The sequence below is a fragment of the Streptomyces fungicidicus genome (assembly GCF_003665435.1).
Classification (GTDB): domain Bacteria; phylum Actinomycetota; class Actinomycetes; order Streptomycetales; family Streptomycetaceae; genus Streptomyces; species Streptomyces fungicidicus.
Window position 1 is genome coordinate 3,818,819 of the sequence record NZ_CP023407.1, and the last position, 16,784, is coordinate 3,835,602.

The window sequence follows — 16,784 nt, forward strand, 5'->3', positions numbered from 1 at the left end:
TTCAACAGCAACCGCGGGATCGGGAGAACTCCTGCCCGAGGCACCTCAGTCGTCGAACCAGACCACGAGTCGCACGTGGTCGTCGCCGTGCTGCGACGCGAGGGCCTCCATGACCGTCCAGACCGGTTTCCACTCGCCTGTCTCCGGGACGGCGTCCCGGCGGCGGAGTCTTTCGGACCTGTAGAGAGTGTCGCCGATGAGCCATTCGCTCCCCTCGGGCCACTCCCGGGCCTCGCCCGGCACCGGGCCGGGAAGGCCGACGGCTTCTGCCAGGCGAGGACTCCAGGCGGACTTCCCGGTCAGCCGGAGCCCGTCCGGAGTCCGACGGTACTGGTGGAGCCGGCTGTCGGCCTTCTCGGCCGGCTCGCCCCAGTCGACCTCCTTCAGCTCGGCCCAGGTGATCCAGGTGGTGCCGTACGCCTGGTCCGGCCACTCGGCGAGTCGGCCGAGTTCGGCACGGACGGTCTCCGACGCGTCGGCCGGGAGTCCCCGGTCCGCGGCCAGCGGCCGGAAGTTCGCGTAGTTGCGGACTCCGAAGAGGCAGCCGAACGCGTCGTAGTTCCGGGTGGTGTTGAGGAGGAAGAGGTCGATGGCGGCGCGCCAGACCGGGCCTTCGCCCTCCTCGTGGAGGTGCCGTGCCCGGCACTCGACGAAACCGCTGATGTCCGTCCCCATGTGACGGTCAGGTCTGCGCCATGTCGACGAAGCGCGAGTAGTGGCCCTGGAAGGCCACGGTGATGGTCGCCGTGGGGCCGTTTCGGTGCTTGGCGACGATCAGGTCCGCCTCGCCCGCGCGCGGGGACTCCTTCTCGTAGGCGTCCTCGCGGTGCAGCAGGATGACCATGTCGGCGTCCTGCTCGATGGAGCCGGACTCACGCAGGTCGGAGACCATCGGCTTCTTGTCCGTGCGCTGTTCGGGGCCACGGTTGAGCTGGGAGAGCGCGATCACCGGGATCTCCAGCTCCTTGGCGAGCAGCTTGAGGTTACGGGACATGTCCGAAACCTCCTGCTGACGGCTCTCGGACCGCTTGGAGCCGCCGGCCTGCATCAGCTGCAGATAGTCGATGACGACCAGCTTCAGGTCGTTGCGCTGCTTCAGACGGCGGCACTTGGCGCGGATCTCCATCATCGACAGGTTCGGCGAGTCGTCGATGTAGAGCGGCGCCGCCGAGACGTCCGGCATCCGGCGGGCCAGGCGCGTCCAGTCCTCGTCGGTCATCGTCCCGGAACGCATGTGGTGCAGGGCGACCCGGGCCTCCGCGGACAGCAGGCGCATCGCGATCTCGTTGCGCCCCATCTCGAGCGAGAAGATGACGCTCGGCAGGTTGTTCTTGATGGAGGCGGCCCGCGCGAAGTCCAGGGCGAGCGTCGACTTGCCCATCGCGGGACGCGCGGCGATGACGATCATCTGACCCGGGTGCAGGCCGTTGGTGAGCGAGTCGAAGTCGGTGAACCCGGTGGGTACGCCGGTCATCTCACCGCTGCGGGATCCGATCGCCTCGATCTCGTCGAGCGCGCCCTCCATGATGTCGCCCAGCGGCAGGTAGTCCTCACTGGTGCGCTGCTCGGTGACCGCGTAGATCTCCGCCTGCGCGCGGTTGACGATCTCGTCGACGTCGTCGTCGGCCGCGTATCCCATCTGCGTGATGCGCGTACCGGCCTCGACCAGGCGGCGCAGCACGGCACGCTCGTGGACGATCTCCGCGTAGTAGGCCGCGTTGGCCGCCGTCGGCACCGTCTGGACCAGGGTGTGCAGATACGAGGCCCCGCCGACCTTGTTGATCTCACCGCGCTTGGTCAGCTCCGCGGCGATGGTGATCGGGTCGGCCGGCTCGCCCTTGGCGTACACGTCGAGGATCGCCGTGTAGACGGTCTCGTGGGCCGGCTTGTAGAAGTCGTGGCCCTTGAGGATCTCGACGACGTCGGCGATGGCGTCCTTGGACAGCAGCATGCCGCCCAGCACCGACTGCTCGGCCTCAAGATCCTGGGGCGGCACCCGCTCGAAGGCGGAGCCTCCCCCGTCCCACGCGCCGCCGTCCCGGCCCCGGTCGTGCTGCTCGTCGCGGCCCCTGCCCCGGTCCTCGCGGCGGCGGGAGGCGGGCAGACGATCACTGGGACCGCTGTCGGCCCACGGATCGTCCAAGGGCTCGGAAATGCTCACCGAGCCACCTCCTCCCGTCCGCCGGAGCGGACCTCGCCGTGCCCCTCAGTTCTACGGCACGGCTCTGACAAATAAGAGGCCCAACTCCAGTTGCCGCACGCCAGGTTTGTGGCGTTTTTGTGAGCGGTGGACGGAGCAAGCGCCGGACCACCGTAGGCCCCTCGGCACCGTCAGCCAATCTGGTTATCCACAGGCCCTGTGGACGACCGGCCCAATGCTGTGGAGAACTCCGGGAAACCTGTGCACGAGCCGGTGGACAGCCCTGTGAACAAGCCGGGGCCCCTCTTGTCGACACAGCCTTGACCTGCAGTTTTATCGTCCACCGGCTGTGCAGAAGAAAAAGTTTCCCGGTCGGATCAAGATCGCTTCATGAGGTGTACGCAACCCCACACCCAGAGCCACGAAGTAAGGGTCTATAAAGCTTTGCATCTCTTACCTGTGGACGATTAGATTGGTGCACATGACACAGGCCCCCGCACGGCCCCGAGCCGCTCGACGGCAGCATGACCGAGAGATCGTCATGCTGGCAGTTCCCGCCTTCGGCGCGCTCGTCGCCGAGCCGCTCTTCGTCATGGCCGACAGTGCCATCGTCGGCCATCTGGGGACGGCACAGCTCGCCGGCCTCGGCGTCGCCTCCGCCCTCCTGATGACCGCGGTGAGCGTCTTCGTCTTCCTCGCCTACGCCACCACGGCCGCCGTCGCCCGGCGGGTCGGTGCGGGCGACCTCCCCTCGGCGATCCGCCAGGGCATGGACGGCATCTGGCTGGCGCTCCTCCTCGGTGGCATCGTCGTGGCCGCCGTCCTGCCCACGGCACCCGCGCTCGTGGAGCTCTTCGGCGCCTCGGACACAGCGGCCCCCTACGCGACCACCTATCTGCGGATCTCCACGCTCGGCATACCGGCCATGCTGATCGTCCTCGCCGCGACCGGGGTCCTCCGCGGGCTGCAGAACACCAGGACACCGCTCTATGTGGCGATCGCCGGTTTCGTCGCCAACGGTGTCCTCAACGTCGCCCTGGTCTACGGCGCCGGCCTCGGTATCGCCGGCTCCGCCTGGGGCACCGTCATCGCACAGTGCGGCATGGCCGTGGTCTACCTGGTCGTGGTGGTGCGCGGGGCCCGCAGGCACGGGGCGTCGCTCCGGCCGGACGCCGCCGGGATCAGGGCCTCGGCCCGAGCGGGGGTCCCCCTGCTGGTGCGCACCCTCTCGCTCCGGGCGATCCTGATGATCGCGACAGCCGTCGCCGCGCGCCTCGGCGACTCCGACATCGCGGCCCACCAGATCGTCCTCTCCCTGTGGAGCCTGCTCGCGTTCGCGCTGGACGCCATCGCCATCGCCGGGCAGGCCATCATCGGGCGCTATCTGGGCGCCGGGGACGTCCGGGGCGCCCGTGAGGCGTGCCGCCGGATGGTCGAGTGGGGCATCGCGGTCGGGGTCGTCCTCGGTGTGCTGGTGGTGCTTGCCCGACCGGTGTTCCTGCCTCTTTTCACCGGCGACCCCACCGTCAAGAGCGTGGCACTGCCCGCCTTGCTGCTGGTGGCGCTGTCCCAGCCGATCTGCGGCATCGTGTTCGTCCTGGACGGCGTGCTGATGGGCGCGGGCGACGGGCCCTATCTGGCATGGGCGATGCTGCTGACGCTCGCGGTCTTCACCCCCGCCGCCCTGCTGGTCCCCGCTCTCGGGGGCGGGCTTACCGCTCTGTGGGCCACGATGACGCTCATGATGAGCGTGCGCATGCTGACGCTGTGGCTCCGCACCCGCTCCGGCCACTGGATCGTCACCGGCGCGGCGCGCTGACCGTTTCACGTGAAACACAGCGATGGGGGCCGCCCCCGAAGGGTGCGGCCCCCATCCTCACTGCTTCAGTGGGCGCGGCCCTCAGGCAGCGACGACCTCGAGGCTGACCTTGGCGGCAACCTCGGGGTGCAGACGGACGGACGTCTCGTGGGCGCCCAGCGTCTTGATCGGCGAGCCCAGCTCGATGCGGCGCTTGTCGACGTCGGGGCCACCGGCGGCCTTGATCGCCGAAGCGACGTCGGCCGGCGTGACGGAACCGAAGAGACGACCGGCGTCGCCGGAGCGGACGGCCAGGCGGACCTTGACGCCCTCGAGCTGCGCCTTCACCTGGTTGGCCTGCTCGATGGTCTGGATCTCGTGGATCTTGCGAGCACGACGGATCTGCTCGACGTCCTTCTCGCCGCCCTTGGTCCAGCGGATCGCGAGCTTCCGCGGAACCAGGTAGTTGCGAGCGTAGCCGTCCTTGACGTCGACGACGTCGCCCGCGGCACCGAGGCCGGAGACCTCGTGGGTGAGGATGATCTTCATGAGTCGGTCACCCTTCCCTTATCGCGCGGTGGACGTGTAGGGCAGCAGCGCCATCTCACGGCTGTTCTTCACGGCCGTGGCGACGTCACGCTGGTGCTGCGTGCAGTTGCCGGTCACGCGGCGGGCACGGATCTTGCCGCGGTCGGAAATGAACTTCCGCAGCATGTTCGTGTCCTTGTAGTCCACGTACGTGACCTTGTCCTTGCAGAATGCGCAGACCTTCTTCTTAGGCTTGCGCACAGGCGGCTTCGCCATGATGTTTCTCCTGTGTGATCAAGAAGTGTGCGTGCGGCCCCGCCTAGAAGGGGGGCTCGTCCGAGTAGCCGCCGCCGCTGCTGCCGCCGGAGCCACCGCCCCAGCCGCCGCCACCGCCGCCGCCCTGCTGGCCGCCGGCGGGAGCGCCGGTCGCCCACGGGTCGTCGGCGGGCGCGCCGCCGCCCTGCTGGCCGCCACCGGGGCCGCCGCCCCAGCCGCCGCCCTGCTGGCCGCCGCCGCCACCGCCGCCGTAGCCGCCCTGGCCACCGCGGCCGGTGGTCTTGGTGACCTTGGCCGTGGCGTTGCGCAGGCTGGCGCCGACTTCCTCGACGTCCAGCTCGTAGACCGTGCGCTTGACGCCCTCACGGTCCTCGTAGGACCGCTGCTTCAGCCGGCCCTGCACGATGACGCGCATGCCTCGCTGGAGCGACTCGGCGACGTTCTCCGCCGCCTGACGCCAGACCGAGCAGGTCAGGAACAGGCTCTCGCCGTCCTTCCACTCGTTCGTCTGGCGGTCGAAGGTGCGGGGGGTCGACGCGACACGGAACTTCGCGACGGCCGCACCGGACGGGGTGAAGCGCAGCTCGGGGTCGTCGACAAGATTGCCGACGACCGTGATGACGGTCTCGCCTGCCATGGGGAACCTCTCGGCGGGTTTGCTGCTGGCTGCTTGTGCTGCTACTCGTGTCCCGGGACCAGCTGAGCGGGAAGGCTCAGTGGGTCTCGGGGCGGAGGACCTTGGTCCGGAGGACCGACTCGTTCAGGTTCATCTGGCGGTCGAGCTCCTTGACGACCGCAGGCTCGGCCTGCAGGTCGATGACCGAGTAGATGCCCTCGGGCTTCTTCTTGATCTCGTACGAGAGACGACGACGGCCCCAGGTGTCGACCTTCTCGACCTTTCCGCCGCCGTCACGGACGACGGAGAGGAAGTTCTCGATCAGGGGGGAGACAGCGCGCTCCTCCGTGTCGGGGTCGAGGATGACCATCACCTCGTAGTGACGCATGTGGAACCCACCTCCTTTGGACTCAGCGGCCACGGTCGTTCCGTGGCAGGAGGGTCGTGATGCGTTGCTGCAACGATGTCTGTCAGTAGAACAGCCGCCACTGACAATCGGGGTCGGGCGGCGGTTCACCGGGCCGGCCGGGACGGGCCGTGGCCCTGCCCTGCTCGCGCCTGGCTCTGTCCGGACAGACACCGGGGCAGACGGTACAGAGTACCCGCACAGCGGCTTCCGGTTGAAATCCGCCTGTGGGGACAGTCAATCTGTACACATCGGGTGTGTACGGCGCTACGATCCGCCGCCTTTCGCAGGAGGTGCCCCATGGCACAGGCATTGCGACCCAACACCGCCGGTGGCCTTTTCGCCACGGACGGCAAACCCCACCCGCTCCAGGACGCGCTGCTCGCGGTGACCCTGGTGCTGGGCATCACGTCCTTCATCACGGCGATGTTCCACCATCTGCACCTGCTCAGCTCCTGGACCGGTCTGGCGGGAATCCTCGTCGGTGCCTACGGCCAGTGGATCTCGGTGACCACGCGCGAGCGCTTCGGCCTCATCCTGGGACTGGGCGCCTCGGCGGTCGGGTTCTTCCTGGGCATGGCACACGGGGGCCTCTTCGGCGGGCTCTTCGACTAGCGCCGGCACCACCCGTTTCGGACATCGTCCAACGCCCCGGCCCGGCAACGGGCCGGGGCGAAGGTCCCGTGCGCCCAACCGGGGCGCCCCCGAGGCGCAGTAGGCTTCGCGCGAGAGCCGGAGCCCCTGAACCCATGGGGACACACCAGCCCGAGGAGCGCCCCGAATGAGCCTGACCCTGAGGACCATCAGCCGAGAGCAGCATCTGGCCTACATCCAGAGCCTGCCGTCGGCGAGCCACATGCAGGTCCCGGCCTGGGCTGATGTCAAGGCGGAATGGCGCTCCGAGAGCCTCGGCTGGTTCGACGACCGGACCGGTGAACTGGTCGGCGCGGGTCTGGTCCTCTACCGGCAGCTTCCCAAGATCAAGCGTTACCTCGCCTACCTGCCCGAGGGTCCGGTCATCAACTGGTTCGCGCCGAACCTCCAGGAGTGGATCGAGCCCATGCTCGCCCACCTGAAGCAGCAGGGCGCCTTCTCCGTGAAGATGGGCCCGCCGGTGATCATCCGGCGCTGGGAGGCCGCGACCATCAAGAAGGGCATCCAGGACCAGGACGTGAAGCGCCTGCGCGACCTGGAGGCCGACTTCATCGAGCCCCGTGCCTTCGAGGTCGCCGACAAGCTGCGCCGCATGGGCTGGCAGCAGGGCGAGGACGGCGGCGCCGGCTTCGGTGACGTCCAGCCCCGCTACGTCTACCAGGTGCCGCTGGCCAACCGCGCCCTGGAGGACGTCCACAAGAACTTCAACCAGCTGTGGCGCCGCAACATCAAGAAGGCGGAGAAGGCCGGCGTCGAGGTCGTCCAGGGCGGCTACAACGACCTGGCCGAGTGGCAGCGGCTGTACGAGATCACGGCCGTGCGCGACCACTTCCGGCCCCGCCCGCTGTCGTACTTCCAGCGCATGTGGACGGCCCTCAACACCGAGGACCCCAACCGGATGCGGCTCTACTTCGCCCGGCACAACGGCGTGAACCTCTCCGCGGCGACGATGCTGATCGTCGGCGGGCACGTCTGGTACTCCTACGGCGCCTCCGACAACATCGGCCGCGAGGTCCGGCCCTCCAACGCCATGCAGTGGCGGATGCTGCGCGACGCCTACGCGCTCGGCGCCACCGTCTACGACCTGCGCGGCATCTCCGACTCGCTGGACGAGACCGACCACCTCTTCGGTCTGATCCAGTTCAAGGTGGGCACCGGGGGCCAGGCCGCCGAGTACCTCGGCGAGTGGGACTTCCCGCTGAACAAGCTGCTCCACAAGGCGCTCGACATCTACATGTCGCGCCGCTGACCGGCTCTTCGTCACGGTCTTCGTCTTCGTGGCCCCGAGGGCTGCGTCGGCTCCCATACCTTTGATACACCGCAGCCACCAGAAAGGTTCCAGGTCCGGCCATGGCGCTCACGCTCTACGTCGACACCGCGCGCTGGCGGGCGCATCACAAGCACGTGCAGGAGCAGTTCCCGGGACTGGTCCCGGTCTGCAAGGGCAACGGCTACGGCTTCGGCCACGAGCGCCTCGCCGAGGAGGCCACCCGGCTGAGCTCGGACGTCCTCGCCGTCGGCACCACGTACGAGGCCGCCCGGATCAAGGACTGGTTCGGCGGTGACCTGCTGGTGCTGACGCCGTACCGGCGCGGTGAGGAGCCGGTGCCGCTGCCCGACCGCGTGATCCGCTCGGTCTCGTCGGTCGACGGCGTGTACGGCCTGGTCGGCGCGCGCGTGGTCATCGAGGTGATGTCCTCGATGAAGCGGCACGGCATCGGTGAGCAGGACCTGGCCCAGCTGCACGCCGCGATAGAGAACGTCCGGCTGGAGGGCTTCGCCATCCACCTGCCGCTGGACCGCACCGACGGCTCGGACGCCGTCGAGGAGGTCATCGGCTGGATGGACCGTCTGCGGGCGGCGCGTCTGCCGCTGCACACGATGTTCGTGAGCCACCTCAAGGCGGACGAACTCGCCCGGCTGCAGCAGCAGTTCCCGCAGACCCGGTTCCGCGCCCGGATCGGCACCCGGCTGTGGCTGGGGGACCACGACGCCACCGAGTACCGGGGCGCGGTCCTCGACGTCACGCGCGTCGCCAAGGGGGACCGGTTCGGCTACCGGCAGCAGAAGGCCGCCTCCGACGGCTATCTGGTGGTCGTGGCGGGCGGTACGTCGCACGGAGTGGGCCTGGAGGCCCCCAAGGCCCTGCACGGGGTCATGCCGCGCGCCAAGGGCGTCGCCCGGGCAGGCCTCGCCACGGTCAACCGCAACCTCTCGCCGTTCGTCTGGGGCGGCAAGCAGCGCTGGTTCGCCGAGCCGCCGCACATGCAGGTGTCGATCCTGTTCGTGCCCTCGGACGCGCCGGAGCCGCAGGTGGGTGACGAGCTGGTGGCCCATCTGCGGCACACCACCACGCAGTTCGACCGGCTCGTCGACCGCTGACAGCGAGAAGGCCGTGCACGGGTTCACCGTGCACGGCCTTCTGTCTGCCCTGAGGGAGCGTCACCTCGGGGTGCGTTCGCTCAGAGCGAACCCCCGGCGGCCCCCGTCCGGCCCCATTCGACCTGGGGCCCCTCGAAGTGGGCGGCGGCGTGCCGTGCGGGATACGCCGCGGGACCGATCACGAAGGCGTCCTCGGCGCCGTCCAGCACCCCGCCCGAGGGATCGTCGTCGCCGGACCGGCGCACCGGGTCCCGCTCCGGCATCAGGACGTCGCGCACCACCATGACACACAGGTAGAGCGTCCCCAGCAGATGCACGCCGATCGCCCAGTGGTAGCCGTCGGTGGGCAGTCCCTTGTGGGCGTCCCCGCTGGTCGTGTAGGCGAGGTACATCCAGATGCCCAGGAAGTACGCCACCTCGCAGGCCTGCCAGACCAGGAAGTCCCGCCACTTGGGCCGGGCGAGGGCGGCGAGCGGCACCAGCCACAGGACGTACTGCGGCGAGTAGACCTTGTTGGTGAGGATGAACGCCGCGACGACCAGGAAGGCGAGCTGGGCGAAGCGCGGCCGGCGGGGAGCCATCAGCGTGAGCGCGGCGATGCCCGCGCAGCACAGCAGCATCAGCACCGCGGCGAGCGTGTTGACCGTGTCGGTGCTCAGCGGGTTGTCCGAGTTCTGCGCCAGGATCAGCCAGAAGGACCCGAAGTCGACGGGGCGTTCATGGCTGAACTCGTAGAACTTCGACCAGCCGTCGAACGCGAAGAGCATCACGGGTCCGTTCACGACGAGCCAGGCGGCCGCCGCGCCGCCGAGGGCGGTGCCGAACTCCCGCCAGCGTCCCGCGCGCCAGCACAGCACCAGGAGCGGCCCGAGCAGCAGCCCGGGATAGAACTTGGCGGCCGTGGCGAGCCCCAGGAGGAGCCCGAAGGCGAGGGGACGACTGCGCGCCCACATCAGCATCGCCGCGGCCGTCAGAGCGACCGCCAGGAGGTCCCAGTTGATGGTCGCGGTCAGCGCGAGGGCCGGCGCCAGCGCGACCAGCAGGCCGTCCCAGGGACGCCGCGCGTGCGTGCGGGTCACGCAGACGACGAGGACGGCCGCGCACGCCATGAGCATTCCGGCGTTGACCATCCAGTACCACTGCTCCTGGTCCTGGATGCTGCCGCTGCCGGGCGTGAGCCAGGCGGCGACCTCCATGAACAGGCCGGTCAGCACGGGGTACTCGAGGTACTGCATGCCCCCCGACAGCTTGTCGAAGTACGGCACCAGCCCGTCGGCGAATCCGCGCCCCTGGTAGAGGTGGGGGATGTCCGAGTAGCACGCGTGCGTGTACTGGGAGCTGGCGCCGAAGAACCAGGCCCCGTTGTAGCAGGGCGCCTTCTGCACCATGCCGAGGGCGAACATGCCGATCGCCACGAGCGCGATCACCCGCACCGGGGTCCACCAGGACGCGCCGAGCAGGGCTCGCCGCCCGAGCGGACCGCCGATCAGCTCACTGCCGGCCGCGGCGACCCGGTCCTCGTCGGTCGGACGCACCTGGTCCTGCTCGTGGACGCTCGCTCGCGTCGATTCTCCACTGGGCATGCCGCACATCCTGCCGTACGAGGCTGGGGATACGCCGAGGGCCGCCGCACCCGGGGGGGGTGCGACGGCCCTCGTTTCACGTGAAACGCCCATGCCGGGCGAAGGGGCTGCTAAGCGGCCGGGCCTCCGAAGAGACCACCGCCGTTGCCGTTGCCTCTGCTGCTTCCGGTATCACCGCTCTCCGTGGGATCCGGTGAGCTCGTCGCCCCTCCGTCGGTGCCCCCGTTGTCGGTGCCGCCGTTGTCGGTGCCGCCGTTGTCGTTGCCGTCGTCGCAGTTGATGTCGAACGGCCCGCATGTGGCGGTGTCCGTCGGCGTCGGCGTGACCTCGGTCTCGGTGGGCGACGGAGGCGCCGACGGCGTCTCCTTCTCCTCCTCCTCGGTCTCCGTGACAGTCGGCGTCGGGGTCGGCGCGCCGATCCCGTCCGCGATCTCACCGATCTTCTCGGCCTTGGGGAAGCCCGGGTCGTCCTTCCCCTTCAACGCGGTCTTCATGTACTCGGTCCAGATCTGGGTGGGGATGTCACCACCGTGGATCGAGTCCTTGCCCGCCGTGCCGTTCATGGACAGCAGCTTGTGGCTCTTGGGGTCCTCACGGAACATCGCGACCGAGGTCGACAGCTGCTGGGTGTAGCCGACCCACCAGGCGGACTTGTTCTCGTCCGTCGTACCGGTCTTGCCGGCGGCCGTGCGCCCCAGGTCCTGCGCGTGGTAGCCGGTACCGTTCTTGATCACGTTCTCGAGGGTGCTGGTGACGTTGTTGGCCACGTTCTCGGGCATCGCCTGCTTGACCCGCGGCTTCTCGAAGCCGGGGAGCTCCGAGCCCTTGTTCTTGACGGCGGTCACCGAGTACGGATCGGCCTGCTTGCCGGACGCCGCGAAGGTCGCGTAGGAGTCGGCCATGCGGATCGCGCTGGGGGTCGACGTACCGAGGGCGAACGACGCGTTCAGGCCGGCGAAGCTGTCCTTCAGGATGCCGGACTTCTCGGCGACGTCCGCCACGTTCTTCATCCCCACGTCCATGCCGAGCTGCACGAAGGGCGTGTTGACCGACTGCTCCATCGCCTTGCGCAGGGTGATGTAACCCCACGGGTAGTCGCTCTCGTTCTTCTGGCGGAAGGGCGTGTTGTCCTTCTTCAGGACGAGCGAGCCGTCGTTGTTCTTGATCTCCAGGTTGTCGTCGCCGTTGTACTTGCTCTGCGGCGAGACACCTTCGCCGTTGGTCTTGTAGGTGCCGTGCTGCATCGCGGCGGCCAGCACGAACGGCTTCCACGTCGAACCGACGGGGATACCCGAGGTGTCCGCGTTGTTGTTGAAGTGACCGTTCTCGAAGCCGGCGCCGCCGTAGAGCGCGACGATCGCACCGTCGTTGGGCTTCACCGAGGCGGCGCCGAACTGGACGTGCTTGTCCAGCTCACGCTTCGGGTTGATGTGTTCCTTCTCGATCTTCTTGACGGCCTTGGCCAGTGCATCGACCTTGTCCTTCTCGAAGGTCGTGTAGATCTGGTAGCCGCCCTGGTCGAACTGCGCCTCCGTGATGTCGGAGTTCTTCAGGACGAAGCGCTTGGCCGTGTCGACGAGATAGCTGACCTGGCCGGTCATGCCCTTGGTCGCCTTGCGGCCCTGGGGCATGGGGTACTTCTTGGTCGCCTCCTGGTACTCGGCGTCCGAGAGGGACTTGTCGCTGTGCATCTGCTCGAGGATCCAGCCCCAGCGGTCCTCCGAGCGCTTGCGGTTCGCCGACTCGGTGGCCGAGGAGTCGAGGCTCGTGTTGCCCGCGGGGTCGTAGTACGTCGGGCCCTTGAGCAGAGCGGCGAGGAACGCGCACTCGCTCGGCGTGAGATCGACCGCGTCCTTGCCGTAGTAGGTCTGGGCGGCGGCCTGGATGCCGTACGCGCCGCGGCCGTAGTACGAGGTGTTCAGGTAGCCCTGGAGGATCTCGTCCTTGGAGAGCTTGGTGCCCACCTTGATCGAGATGAACATCTCCTTGAACTTCCGGGAGACCGTCTGGTCCTGGCTCAGGTACGTGTTCTTGACGAACTGCTGTGTGATCGTCGAGCCGCCCTGGGTGTCACCGCCGGTGGCCATGTTGCCGAGCGCCCGGGCGATACCCATGGGGTCGATGCCCGAGTCGTCGTAGAAGCTCTTGTTCTCGGCCGAGATCACCGCCCGCTGCATGGCCTCGGGGATCCGGTCGATCGTGACGTTCTGCCGGTTCTGGCCGCTGCCGGTGGCCACCATCTGGGACCCGTCCGCCCAGTAGTAGACGTTGTTCTCGGACAACGCCATGGCGTTCTCCTCGCTGGGCACGCTCACCATGGCGTACCCGATGCCCGCCACGGCGACGAGGCTACCGAGGAACGCGAGGCACAGCCCGGACACGAGCTTCCAGGACGGCATCCACCGGCGCCAGCCGTCCTTGTCGTAGCGCGGATAGTCGATGATCCGCTTCTTGTCGGGCGGAGCCGCGCGTCCTCTGCCACGGCCGGCCCCGGCGGCGCCGGCACGGCGGCCTCCGCCTCTCTGTGCGGCACGTCGCGCCTCGGCGCGGCTGCCGTACGTACGCTCCTCATCCCCCGCTCCGGGGGAGCCCGACCCATAGGAATCGGACGGAGACCCGGTGGCGCCTCGCGGTGCCGCGCGGCGGCCGGAGGACGAGCCGGACTGGCCGCGTCGGGCCGCGGCACGTCCGCCTCCCTGCGGCTGCGGCGGTTTGCGACGGTGCTCGCTCATCGAACGACTACTCCTCGGGCAGGCGCACCCTTGCGCGCCTGGAAACGGCGGCTGGTTTCCGGTCCCCCCGAAGTACGGATGCGTTGCTGTGCGCATTCACCCGTACTGCACCGGGGACAAAGACGCCCCCAGGCGTCACTCGGTTCCCGGTGGCGTGCATGGCGCACAGACTACGCACCGCCAAAACCCGCCGAGCACAGAAGTTCAGCCCAAATCAGGCAACTTGCTCACGATGAATCGGTGATGTGACCCCGTTCACCCTTCTCCCCCTTGTCGCATCCGGAAGGCCGTTCTATCGTCATGATGTATCGAGTCGATACATCAGCTCGGCATAAGGGCGGCGACGAGCCGCACACGAACCCGTCACGGCGGGACCGCGGCAGAGGGGAGGCGACGATGAGCCGGCGTTCCGGGATCCTCGAGTTCGCCGTCCTCGGCCTGCTCCGCGAATCACCCATGCACGGCTATGAGCTGCGCAAACGACTCAATACGTCACTGGGCGTGTTCCGTGCGTTCAGCTACGGGACGCTCTACCCCTGCCTCAAGACGCTGGTCGCCAACGGCTGGTTGATCGAGGAACCGGGGAACACCACCGAGGACGCCCTCGCCGCTCCGCTCACCGGGCGCCGCGCCAAGATCGTCTACCGGCTGACGGCGGAGGGCAAGGAGCACTTCGAGCAGCTGCTCTCCCAGACCGGACCGGACGCCTACGAGGACGAGACCTTCGCCGCGAGGTTCGCCTTCTTCGGGCAGACCTCCCGCGATGTGCGGATGCGCGTCCTGGAGGGCCGCCGCAGCCGGCTGGAGGAACGCCTCGAGAAGATGCGCGCCTCCCTGGCCCGGACCCGGGAGCGCCTCGACGACTACACGCTCGAGCTCCAGCGCCACGGAATGGAGTCCGTGGAGCGCGAAGTGCGCTGGCTGAACGAGCTCATCGAGAGCGAGCGGGCCGGGCGGGACCTGAAGGGGTCCGCCACCGGGGGGCCCGCTCAGCAGGACACCACATCTGGAACGCCGGGCGGCCTGCCCCGGACCGGGGACGACCCCCGGCCGGATACGCCCGACGACACCGCCACGTGAGACCCGCTCCAGGGCCTCACTCGTACACACAGGGAGCAACCGGAATGGGTTCGGTTCGCGTAGCCATCGTCGGCGTGGGCAACTGCGCCGCCTCGCTGGTGCAGGGCGTCGAGTACTACAAGGACGCCGACCCGGCGTCCAAGGTCCCGGGCCTGATGCACGTCCAGTTCGGCGACTACCACGTCCGTGACGTGGAGTTCGTGGCCGCCTTCGACGTGGACGTCAAGAAGGTCGGCTTGGACCTCGCGGACGCCATCGGCGCCTCCGAGAACAACACGATCAAGATCTGCGACGTGCCGAACAGCGGTGTGCAGGTCCAGCGCGGCCACACCCTCGACGGTCTCGGCAAGTACTACCGGGAGACCATCGAGGAGTCCGCCGAGGAGCCGGTCGACGTCGTCCAGGTCCTCAAGGACAAGCAGGTCGACGTTCTCGTCTGCTACCTGCCGGTCGGCTCCGAGGACGCGGCGAAGTTCTACGCCCAGTGCGCCATCGACGCCAAGGTCGCCTTCGTCAACGCCCTGCCGGTCTTCATCGCCGGCACCAAGGAGTGGGCGGACAAGTTCACCGAGGCGGGCGTCCCGATCGTCGGTGACGACATCAAGTCGCAGGTCGGCGCCACCATCACGCACCGCGTCATGGCGAAGCTGTTCGAGGACCGGGGCGTGATCCTGGACCGCACGATGCAGCTGAACGTCGGCGGCAACATGGACTTCAAGAACATGCTCGAGCGTGACCGCCTCGAGTCCAAGAAGATCTCCAAGACGCAGGCCGTCACCTCGCAGATCCCCGACCGGGAGCTCGGCGAGAAGAACGTCCACATCGGCCCCTCCGACTACGTCGCCTGGCTGGACGACCGCAAGTGGGCCTACGTCCGCCTCGAGGGCCGTGCCTTCGGTGACGTCCCGCTGAACCTGGAGTACAAGCTCGAGGTCTGGGACTCCCCGAACTCCGCCGGCGTCATCATCGACGCCCTGCGCGCCGCGAAGATCGCGAAGGACCGGGGCATCGGCGGCCCGATCCTCTCGGCGTCCTCGTACTTCATGAAGTCCCCGCCGGTGCAGTACTTCGACGACGAGGCCCGCGAGAACGTCGAGAAGTTCATCCAGGGCGCGGTCGAGCGCTAGGAACTCCCGTCGCGGGCAGTTGAGGGTCTCCGGGTCGTATGGCCCGGAGACCCTTCCCGTATGTGAGGCTGTGCCCCATGGCCGTCGTCCGTGACCTGCGCGTTCTGCTGCGCTACCAGGGTTTCCGACGCCTGCTCTCCGTCCGGCTGCTCTCCCAGGGCGCGGACGGCGTCTTCCAGGTCGCACTGGCGTCGTACGTGGTGTTCTCGCCGGAGAGGCAGACCTCGGCCGCGGCGATCGCCTCCGCCATGGCGGTCCTGCTCCTCCCGTACTCCGTGGTCGGGCCCTTCGCCGGCGTCCTGCTGGACCGCTGGCGCCGCCGCCAGGTCTTCCTCTACGGCAATCTGCTGCGCGCCCTGATGGCGTCGGTGACCGCCCTCCTCATCCTCGGCCGGGTGCCCGACTGGCTCCTCTTCGTCGCCGCCCTGTGTGTCACCGGCGTCAACCGTTTCGTCCTGGCCGGCCTGTCCGCCGCGCTGCCGCGGGTGGTGGACCCCGGACGGCTGGTCATCGCCAACTCCCTCTCACCGACCGCCGGGACGCTCGCCGCGACCGCCGGCGGCGGTCTGGCCTTCGTCGTGCGTCTGGTCGTCGCCGACTCCGACGCGGCGGTGGTGCTCGTGGGCGCCGCGCTGTATCTGTGCGCGGCCGTGGCCGCGCTGCGCATCGCGAAGGAACTGCTCGGTCCCGACCGGGCGTTGGTGCGTCCCCGGCTTGCCACGGCGCTCAGCGGGACCGCCCGCGACCTGGTGGCGGGTGTGCGCCACCTGGTGGAGCCACCGCGCAGGGAGGCCGCCTGGTCGCTCGCGGCGATGTCGCTGATGCGGTTCTGCTACGGGGCGATGCTGGTCATGCTGCTGATGCTGTGCCGGTACTCCCTGACGTCGACCACGGACGAGGGACTCGCACTGCTGGGGCTGGCGTTGGGGGTGTCCGGCGCCGGCTTCTTCGCCGCGGCCGTGCTGACGCCCTGGGCCGCGGGGCGGCTCGGTCCCGGCCGCTGGGTCATGGTGTGCGCCGCCGCGGCGGCGGTGCTGGTGCCTGCGCTCGGTCTGCCCTTCGCCTCCGGCCCTCTGCTGGCCGGAGCGTTCGTCCTGGGTCTGACGAGCCAGGGCGCGAAAATCGCCACGGACACCATCGTCCAGTCGTCCGTCGACGACGATTTCCGCGGCCGCATCTTCTCCGTGTACGACGTCCTGTTCAACGTTGCCTTCGTCGGCGCGGCGGGAGTGGCGGCCCTGATGCTCCCGCCGGACGGCCGATCCGTCCCGCTGGTGGTAACAATCGCCGTTATCTACGGAGCAGTAGCTGTGACTATGGCCCGTTTTGAGCGCCAGTAAGTGTCACATCAACGCCACAGAGCCTTATTGAGCTACAGAGTTGTCAGTGTGGGCCGGTAGCTTACAGGCGTCTTATCAACGCGTCTTTCGCGCCACGCACCCATGTTCTAGGGGGACCCCAA

The 16,784-nt window shown here is 68.6% G+C and carries 15 protein-coding genes; 7 read left to right on the forward strand and 8 right to left on the reverse strand.

Annotated features, from left to right (window positions below; translation table 11 throughout):
* Positions 1-45 precede the first annotated feature (45 nt).
* Together CNQ36_RS17385 and dnaB are read right to left on the reverse strand one after the other, a co-directional pair.
* Entirely contained in the window at positions 46-675 is a 630-nt protein-coding gene (locus CNQ36_RS17385; RefSeq protein ID WP_121546685.1) for a hypothetical protein, read from the reverse strand.
* A gap of 7 nt (positions 676-682) precedes the next feature.
* Complete coding sequence (gene dnaB, locus CNQ36_RS17390; protein WP_004929260.1) at positions 683-2,161, reverse strand: replicative DNA helicase; 1,479 nt, start codon at positions 2,159-2,161, stop codon at positions 683-685.
* 460 nt (positions 2,162-2,621) lie between these two features.
* On the opposite strand from dnaB, the gene CNQ36_RS17395 reads away from it, so the two are divergent.
* Positions 2,622-3,959, forward strand: a complete 1,338-nt coding sequence (locus CNQ36_RS17395; protein ID WP_121546686.1) for an MATE family efflux transporter — start codon at positions 2,622-2,624, stop codon at positions 3,957-3,959.
* Between the two features lie 81 nt (positions 3,960-4,040).
* On the opposite strand, the gene rplI is transcribed toward CNQ36_RS17395, so the two are convergent.
* The 4 genes from rplI to rpsF all read right to left on the reverse strand — a co-directional run bounded on the left by rplI (position 4,041) and on the right by rpsF (position 5,746).
* Entirely contained in the window at positions 4,041-4,487 is a 447-nt protein-coding gene (gene rplI, locus CNQ36_RS17400; RefSeq protein ID WP_121546687.1) for a 50S ribosomal protein L9, read from the reverse strand.
* A gap of 18 nt (positions 4,488-4,505) precedes the next feature.
* Complete coding sequence (rpsR, locus tag CNQ36_RS17405; RefSeq protein ID WP_003949403.1) at positions 4,506-4,742, reverse strand: 30S ribosomal protein S18; 237 nt, start codon at positions 4,740-4,742, stop codon at positions 4,506-4,508.
* Between the two features lie 43 nt (positions 4,743-4,785).
* Positions 4,786-5,379: a single-stranded DNA-binding protein gene (locus CNQ36_RS17410; protein WP_121546688.1), complete on the reverse strand. Its 594-nt coding sequence runs from the start codon at positions 5,377-5,379 to the stop codon at positions 4,786-4,788.
* Positions 5,380-5,455: 76 nt separating this feature from the next.
* Positions 5,456-5,746 carry a 30S ribosomal protein S6 gene (gene rpsF / locus CNQ36_RS17415; RefSeq protein ID WP_004929252.1) on the reverse strand — a complete coding sequence of 97 codons (291 nt, stop codon included), beginning with the start codon at positions 5,744-5,746 and terminating at the stop codon, positions 5,456-5,458.
* 318 nt (positions 5,747-6,064) lie between these two features.
* Between rpsF and CNQ36_RS17420 the strand changes: the two genes are divergently transcribed.
* The 3 genes from CNQ36_RS17420 (at position 6,065) to CNQ36_RS17430 (ending at position 8,800) form a co-directional block, all read left to right on the forward strand.
* Complete coding sequence (locus tag CNQ36_RS17420; RefSeq protein WP_004929250.1) at positions 6,065-6,379, forward strand: hypothetical protein; 315 nt, start codon at positions 6,065-6,067, stop codon at positions 6,377-6,379.
* A 166-nt stretch (positions 6,380-6,545) separates the two neighbouring features.
* On the forward strand, positions 6,546-7,667 hold the full coding sequence (gene femX / locus CNQ36_RS17425; protein ID WP_004929248.1) for a peptidoglycan bridge formation glycyltransferase FemX: 1,122 nt from the start codon (positions 6,546-6,548) through the stop codon (positions 7,665-7,667).
* Between the two features lie 101 nt (positions 7,668-7,768).
* Positions 7,769-8,800 (forward strand): alanine racemase, encoded by a 1,032-nt coding sequence (locus CNQ36_RS17430; RefSeq protein WP_121546689.1) that lies wholly within the window; start codon positions 7,769-7,771, stop codon positions 8,798-8,800.
* Positions 8,801-8,880: 80 nt separating this feature from the next.
* On the opposite strand, the gene CNQ36_RS17435 is transcribed toward CNQ36_RS17430, so the two are convergent.
* Positions 8,881-10,392 (reverse strand): glycosyltransferase family 87 protein, encoded by a 1,512-nt coding sequence (locus CNQ36_RS17435; protein ID WP_121546690.1) that lies wholly within the window; start codon positions 10,390-10,392, stop codon positions 8,881-8,883.
* Between the two features lie 101 nt (positions 10,393-10,493).
* Positions 10,494-13,115 (reverse strand): transglycosylase domain-containing protein, encoded by a 2,622-nt coding sequence (locus CNQ36_RS17440; protein ID WP_004929241.1) that lies wholly within the window; start codon positions 13,113-13,115, stop codon positions 10,494-10,496.
* A 396-nt stretch (positions 13,116-13,511) separates the two neighbouring features.
* On the opposite strand from CNQ36_RS17440, the gene CNQ36_RS17445 reads away from it, so the two are divergent.
* From CNQ36_RS17445 to CNQ36_RS17455, 3 genes are all read left to right on the forward strand, one after another.
* Positions 13,512-14,195 (forward strand): PadR family transcriptional regulator, encoded by a 684-nt coding sequence (locus CNQ36_RS17445; protein WP_004929239.1) that lies wholly within the window; start codon positions 13,512-13,514, stop codon positions 14,193-14,195.
* A 44-nt stretch (positions 14,196-14,239) separates the two neighbouring features.
* Positions 14,240-15,322: an inositol-3-phosphate synthase gene (locus tag CNQ36_RS17450; protein WP_004929237.1), complete on the forward strand. Its 1,083-nt coding sequence runs from the start codon at positions 14,240-14,242 to the stop codon at positions 15,320-15,322.
* Positions 15,323-15,399: 77 nt separating this feature from the next.
* Entirely contained in the window at positions 15,400-16,662 is a 1,263-nt protein-coding gene (locus CNQ36_RS17455) for an MFS transporter (RefSeq protein ID WP_121546691.1), read from the forward strand.
* Positions 16,663-16,784: the final 122 nt, after the last annotated feature.

Excerpts from the sequence above, each read along its gene's own strand:
- CNQ36_RS17410 (WP_121546688.1), bottom strand. The coding sequence starts at position 5,379 with ATGGCAGGCGAGACCGTCATCACGGTCGTCGGCAATCTTGTCGACGAC.
- CNQ36_RS17430 (WP_121546689.1), top strand. The coding sequence starts at position 7,769 with ATGGCGCTCACGCTCTACGTCGACACCGCGCGCTGGCGGGCGCATCAC.
- CNQ36_RS17435 (WP_121546690.1), bottom strand. The coding sequence starts at position 10,392 with ATGTGCGGCATGCCCAGTGGAGAATCGACGCGAGCGAGCGTCCACGAG.
- CNQ36_RS17385 (WP_121546685.1), bottom strand. The coding sequence starts at position 675 with ATGGGGACGGACATCAGCGGTTTCGTCGAGTGCCGGGCACGGCACCTC.
- CNQ36_RS17455 (WP_121546691.1), top strand. The coding sequence starts at position 15,400 with ATGGCCGTCGTCCGTGACCTGCGCGTTCTGCTGCGCTACCAGGGTTTC.
- CNQ36_RS17420 (WP_004929250.1), top strand. The coding sequence starts at position 6,065 with ATGGCACAGGCATTGCGACCCAACACCGCCGGTGGCCTTTTCGCCACG.
- CNQ36_RS17395 (WP_121546686.1), top strand. The coding sequence starts at position 2,622 with ATGACACAGGCCCCCGCACGGCCCCGAGCCGCTCGACGGCAGCATGAC.
- CNQ36_RS17450 (WP_004929237.1), top strand. The coding sequence starts at position 14,240 with ATGGGTTCGGTTCGCGTAGCCATCGTCGGCGTGGGCAACTGCGCCGCC.
- femX (WP_004929248.1), top strand. The coding sequence starts at position 6,546 with ATGAGCCTGACCCTGAGGACCATCAGCCGAGAGCAGCATCTGGCCTAC.
- rpsR (WP_003949403.1), bottom strand. The coding sequence starts at position 4,742 with ATGGCGAAGCCGCCTGTGCGCAAGCCTAAGAAGAAGGTCTGCGCATTC.
- CNQ36_RS17440 (WP_004929241.1), bottom strand. The coding sequence starts at position 13,115 with ATGAGCGAGCACCGTCGCAAACCGCCGCAGCCGCAGGGAGGCGGACGT.
- rpsF (WP_004929252.1), bottom strand. The coding sequence starts at position 5,746 with ATGCGTCACTACGAGGTGATGGTCATCCTCGACCCCGACACGGAGGAG.
- CNQ36_RS17445 (WP_004929239.1), top strand. The coding sequence starts at position 13,512 with ATGAGCCGGCGTTCCGGGATCCTCGAGTTCGCCGTCCTCGGCCTGCTC.
- rplI (WP_121546687.1), bottom strand. The coding sequence starts at position 4,487 with ATGAAGATCATCCTCACCCACGAGGTCTCCGGCCTCGGTGCCGCGGGC.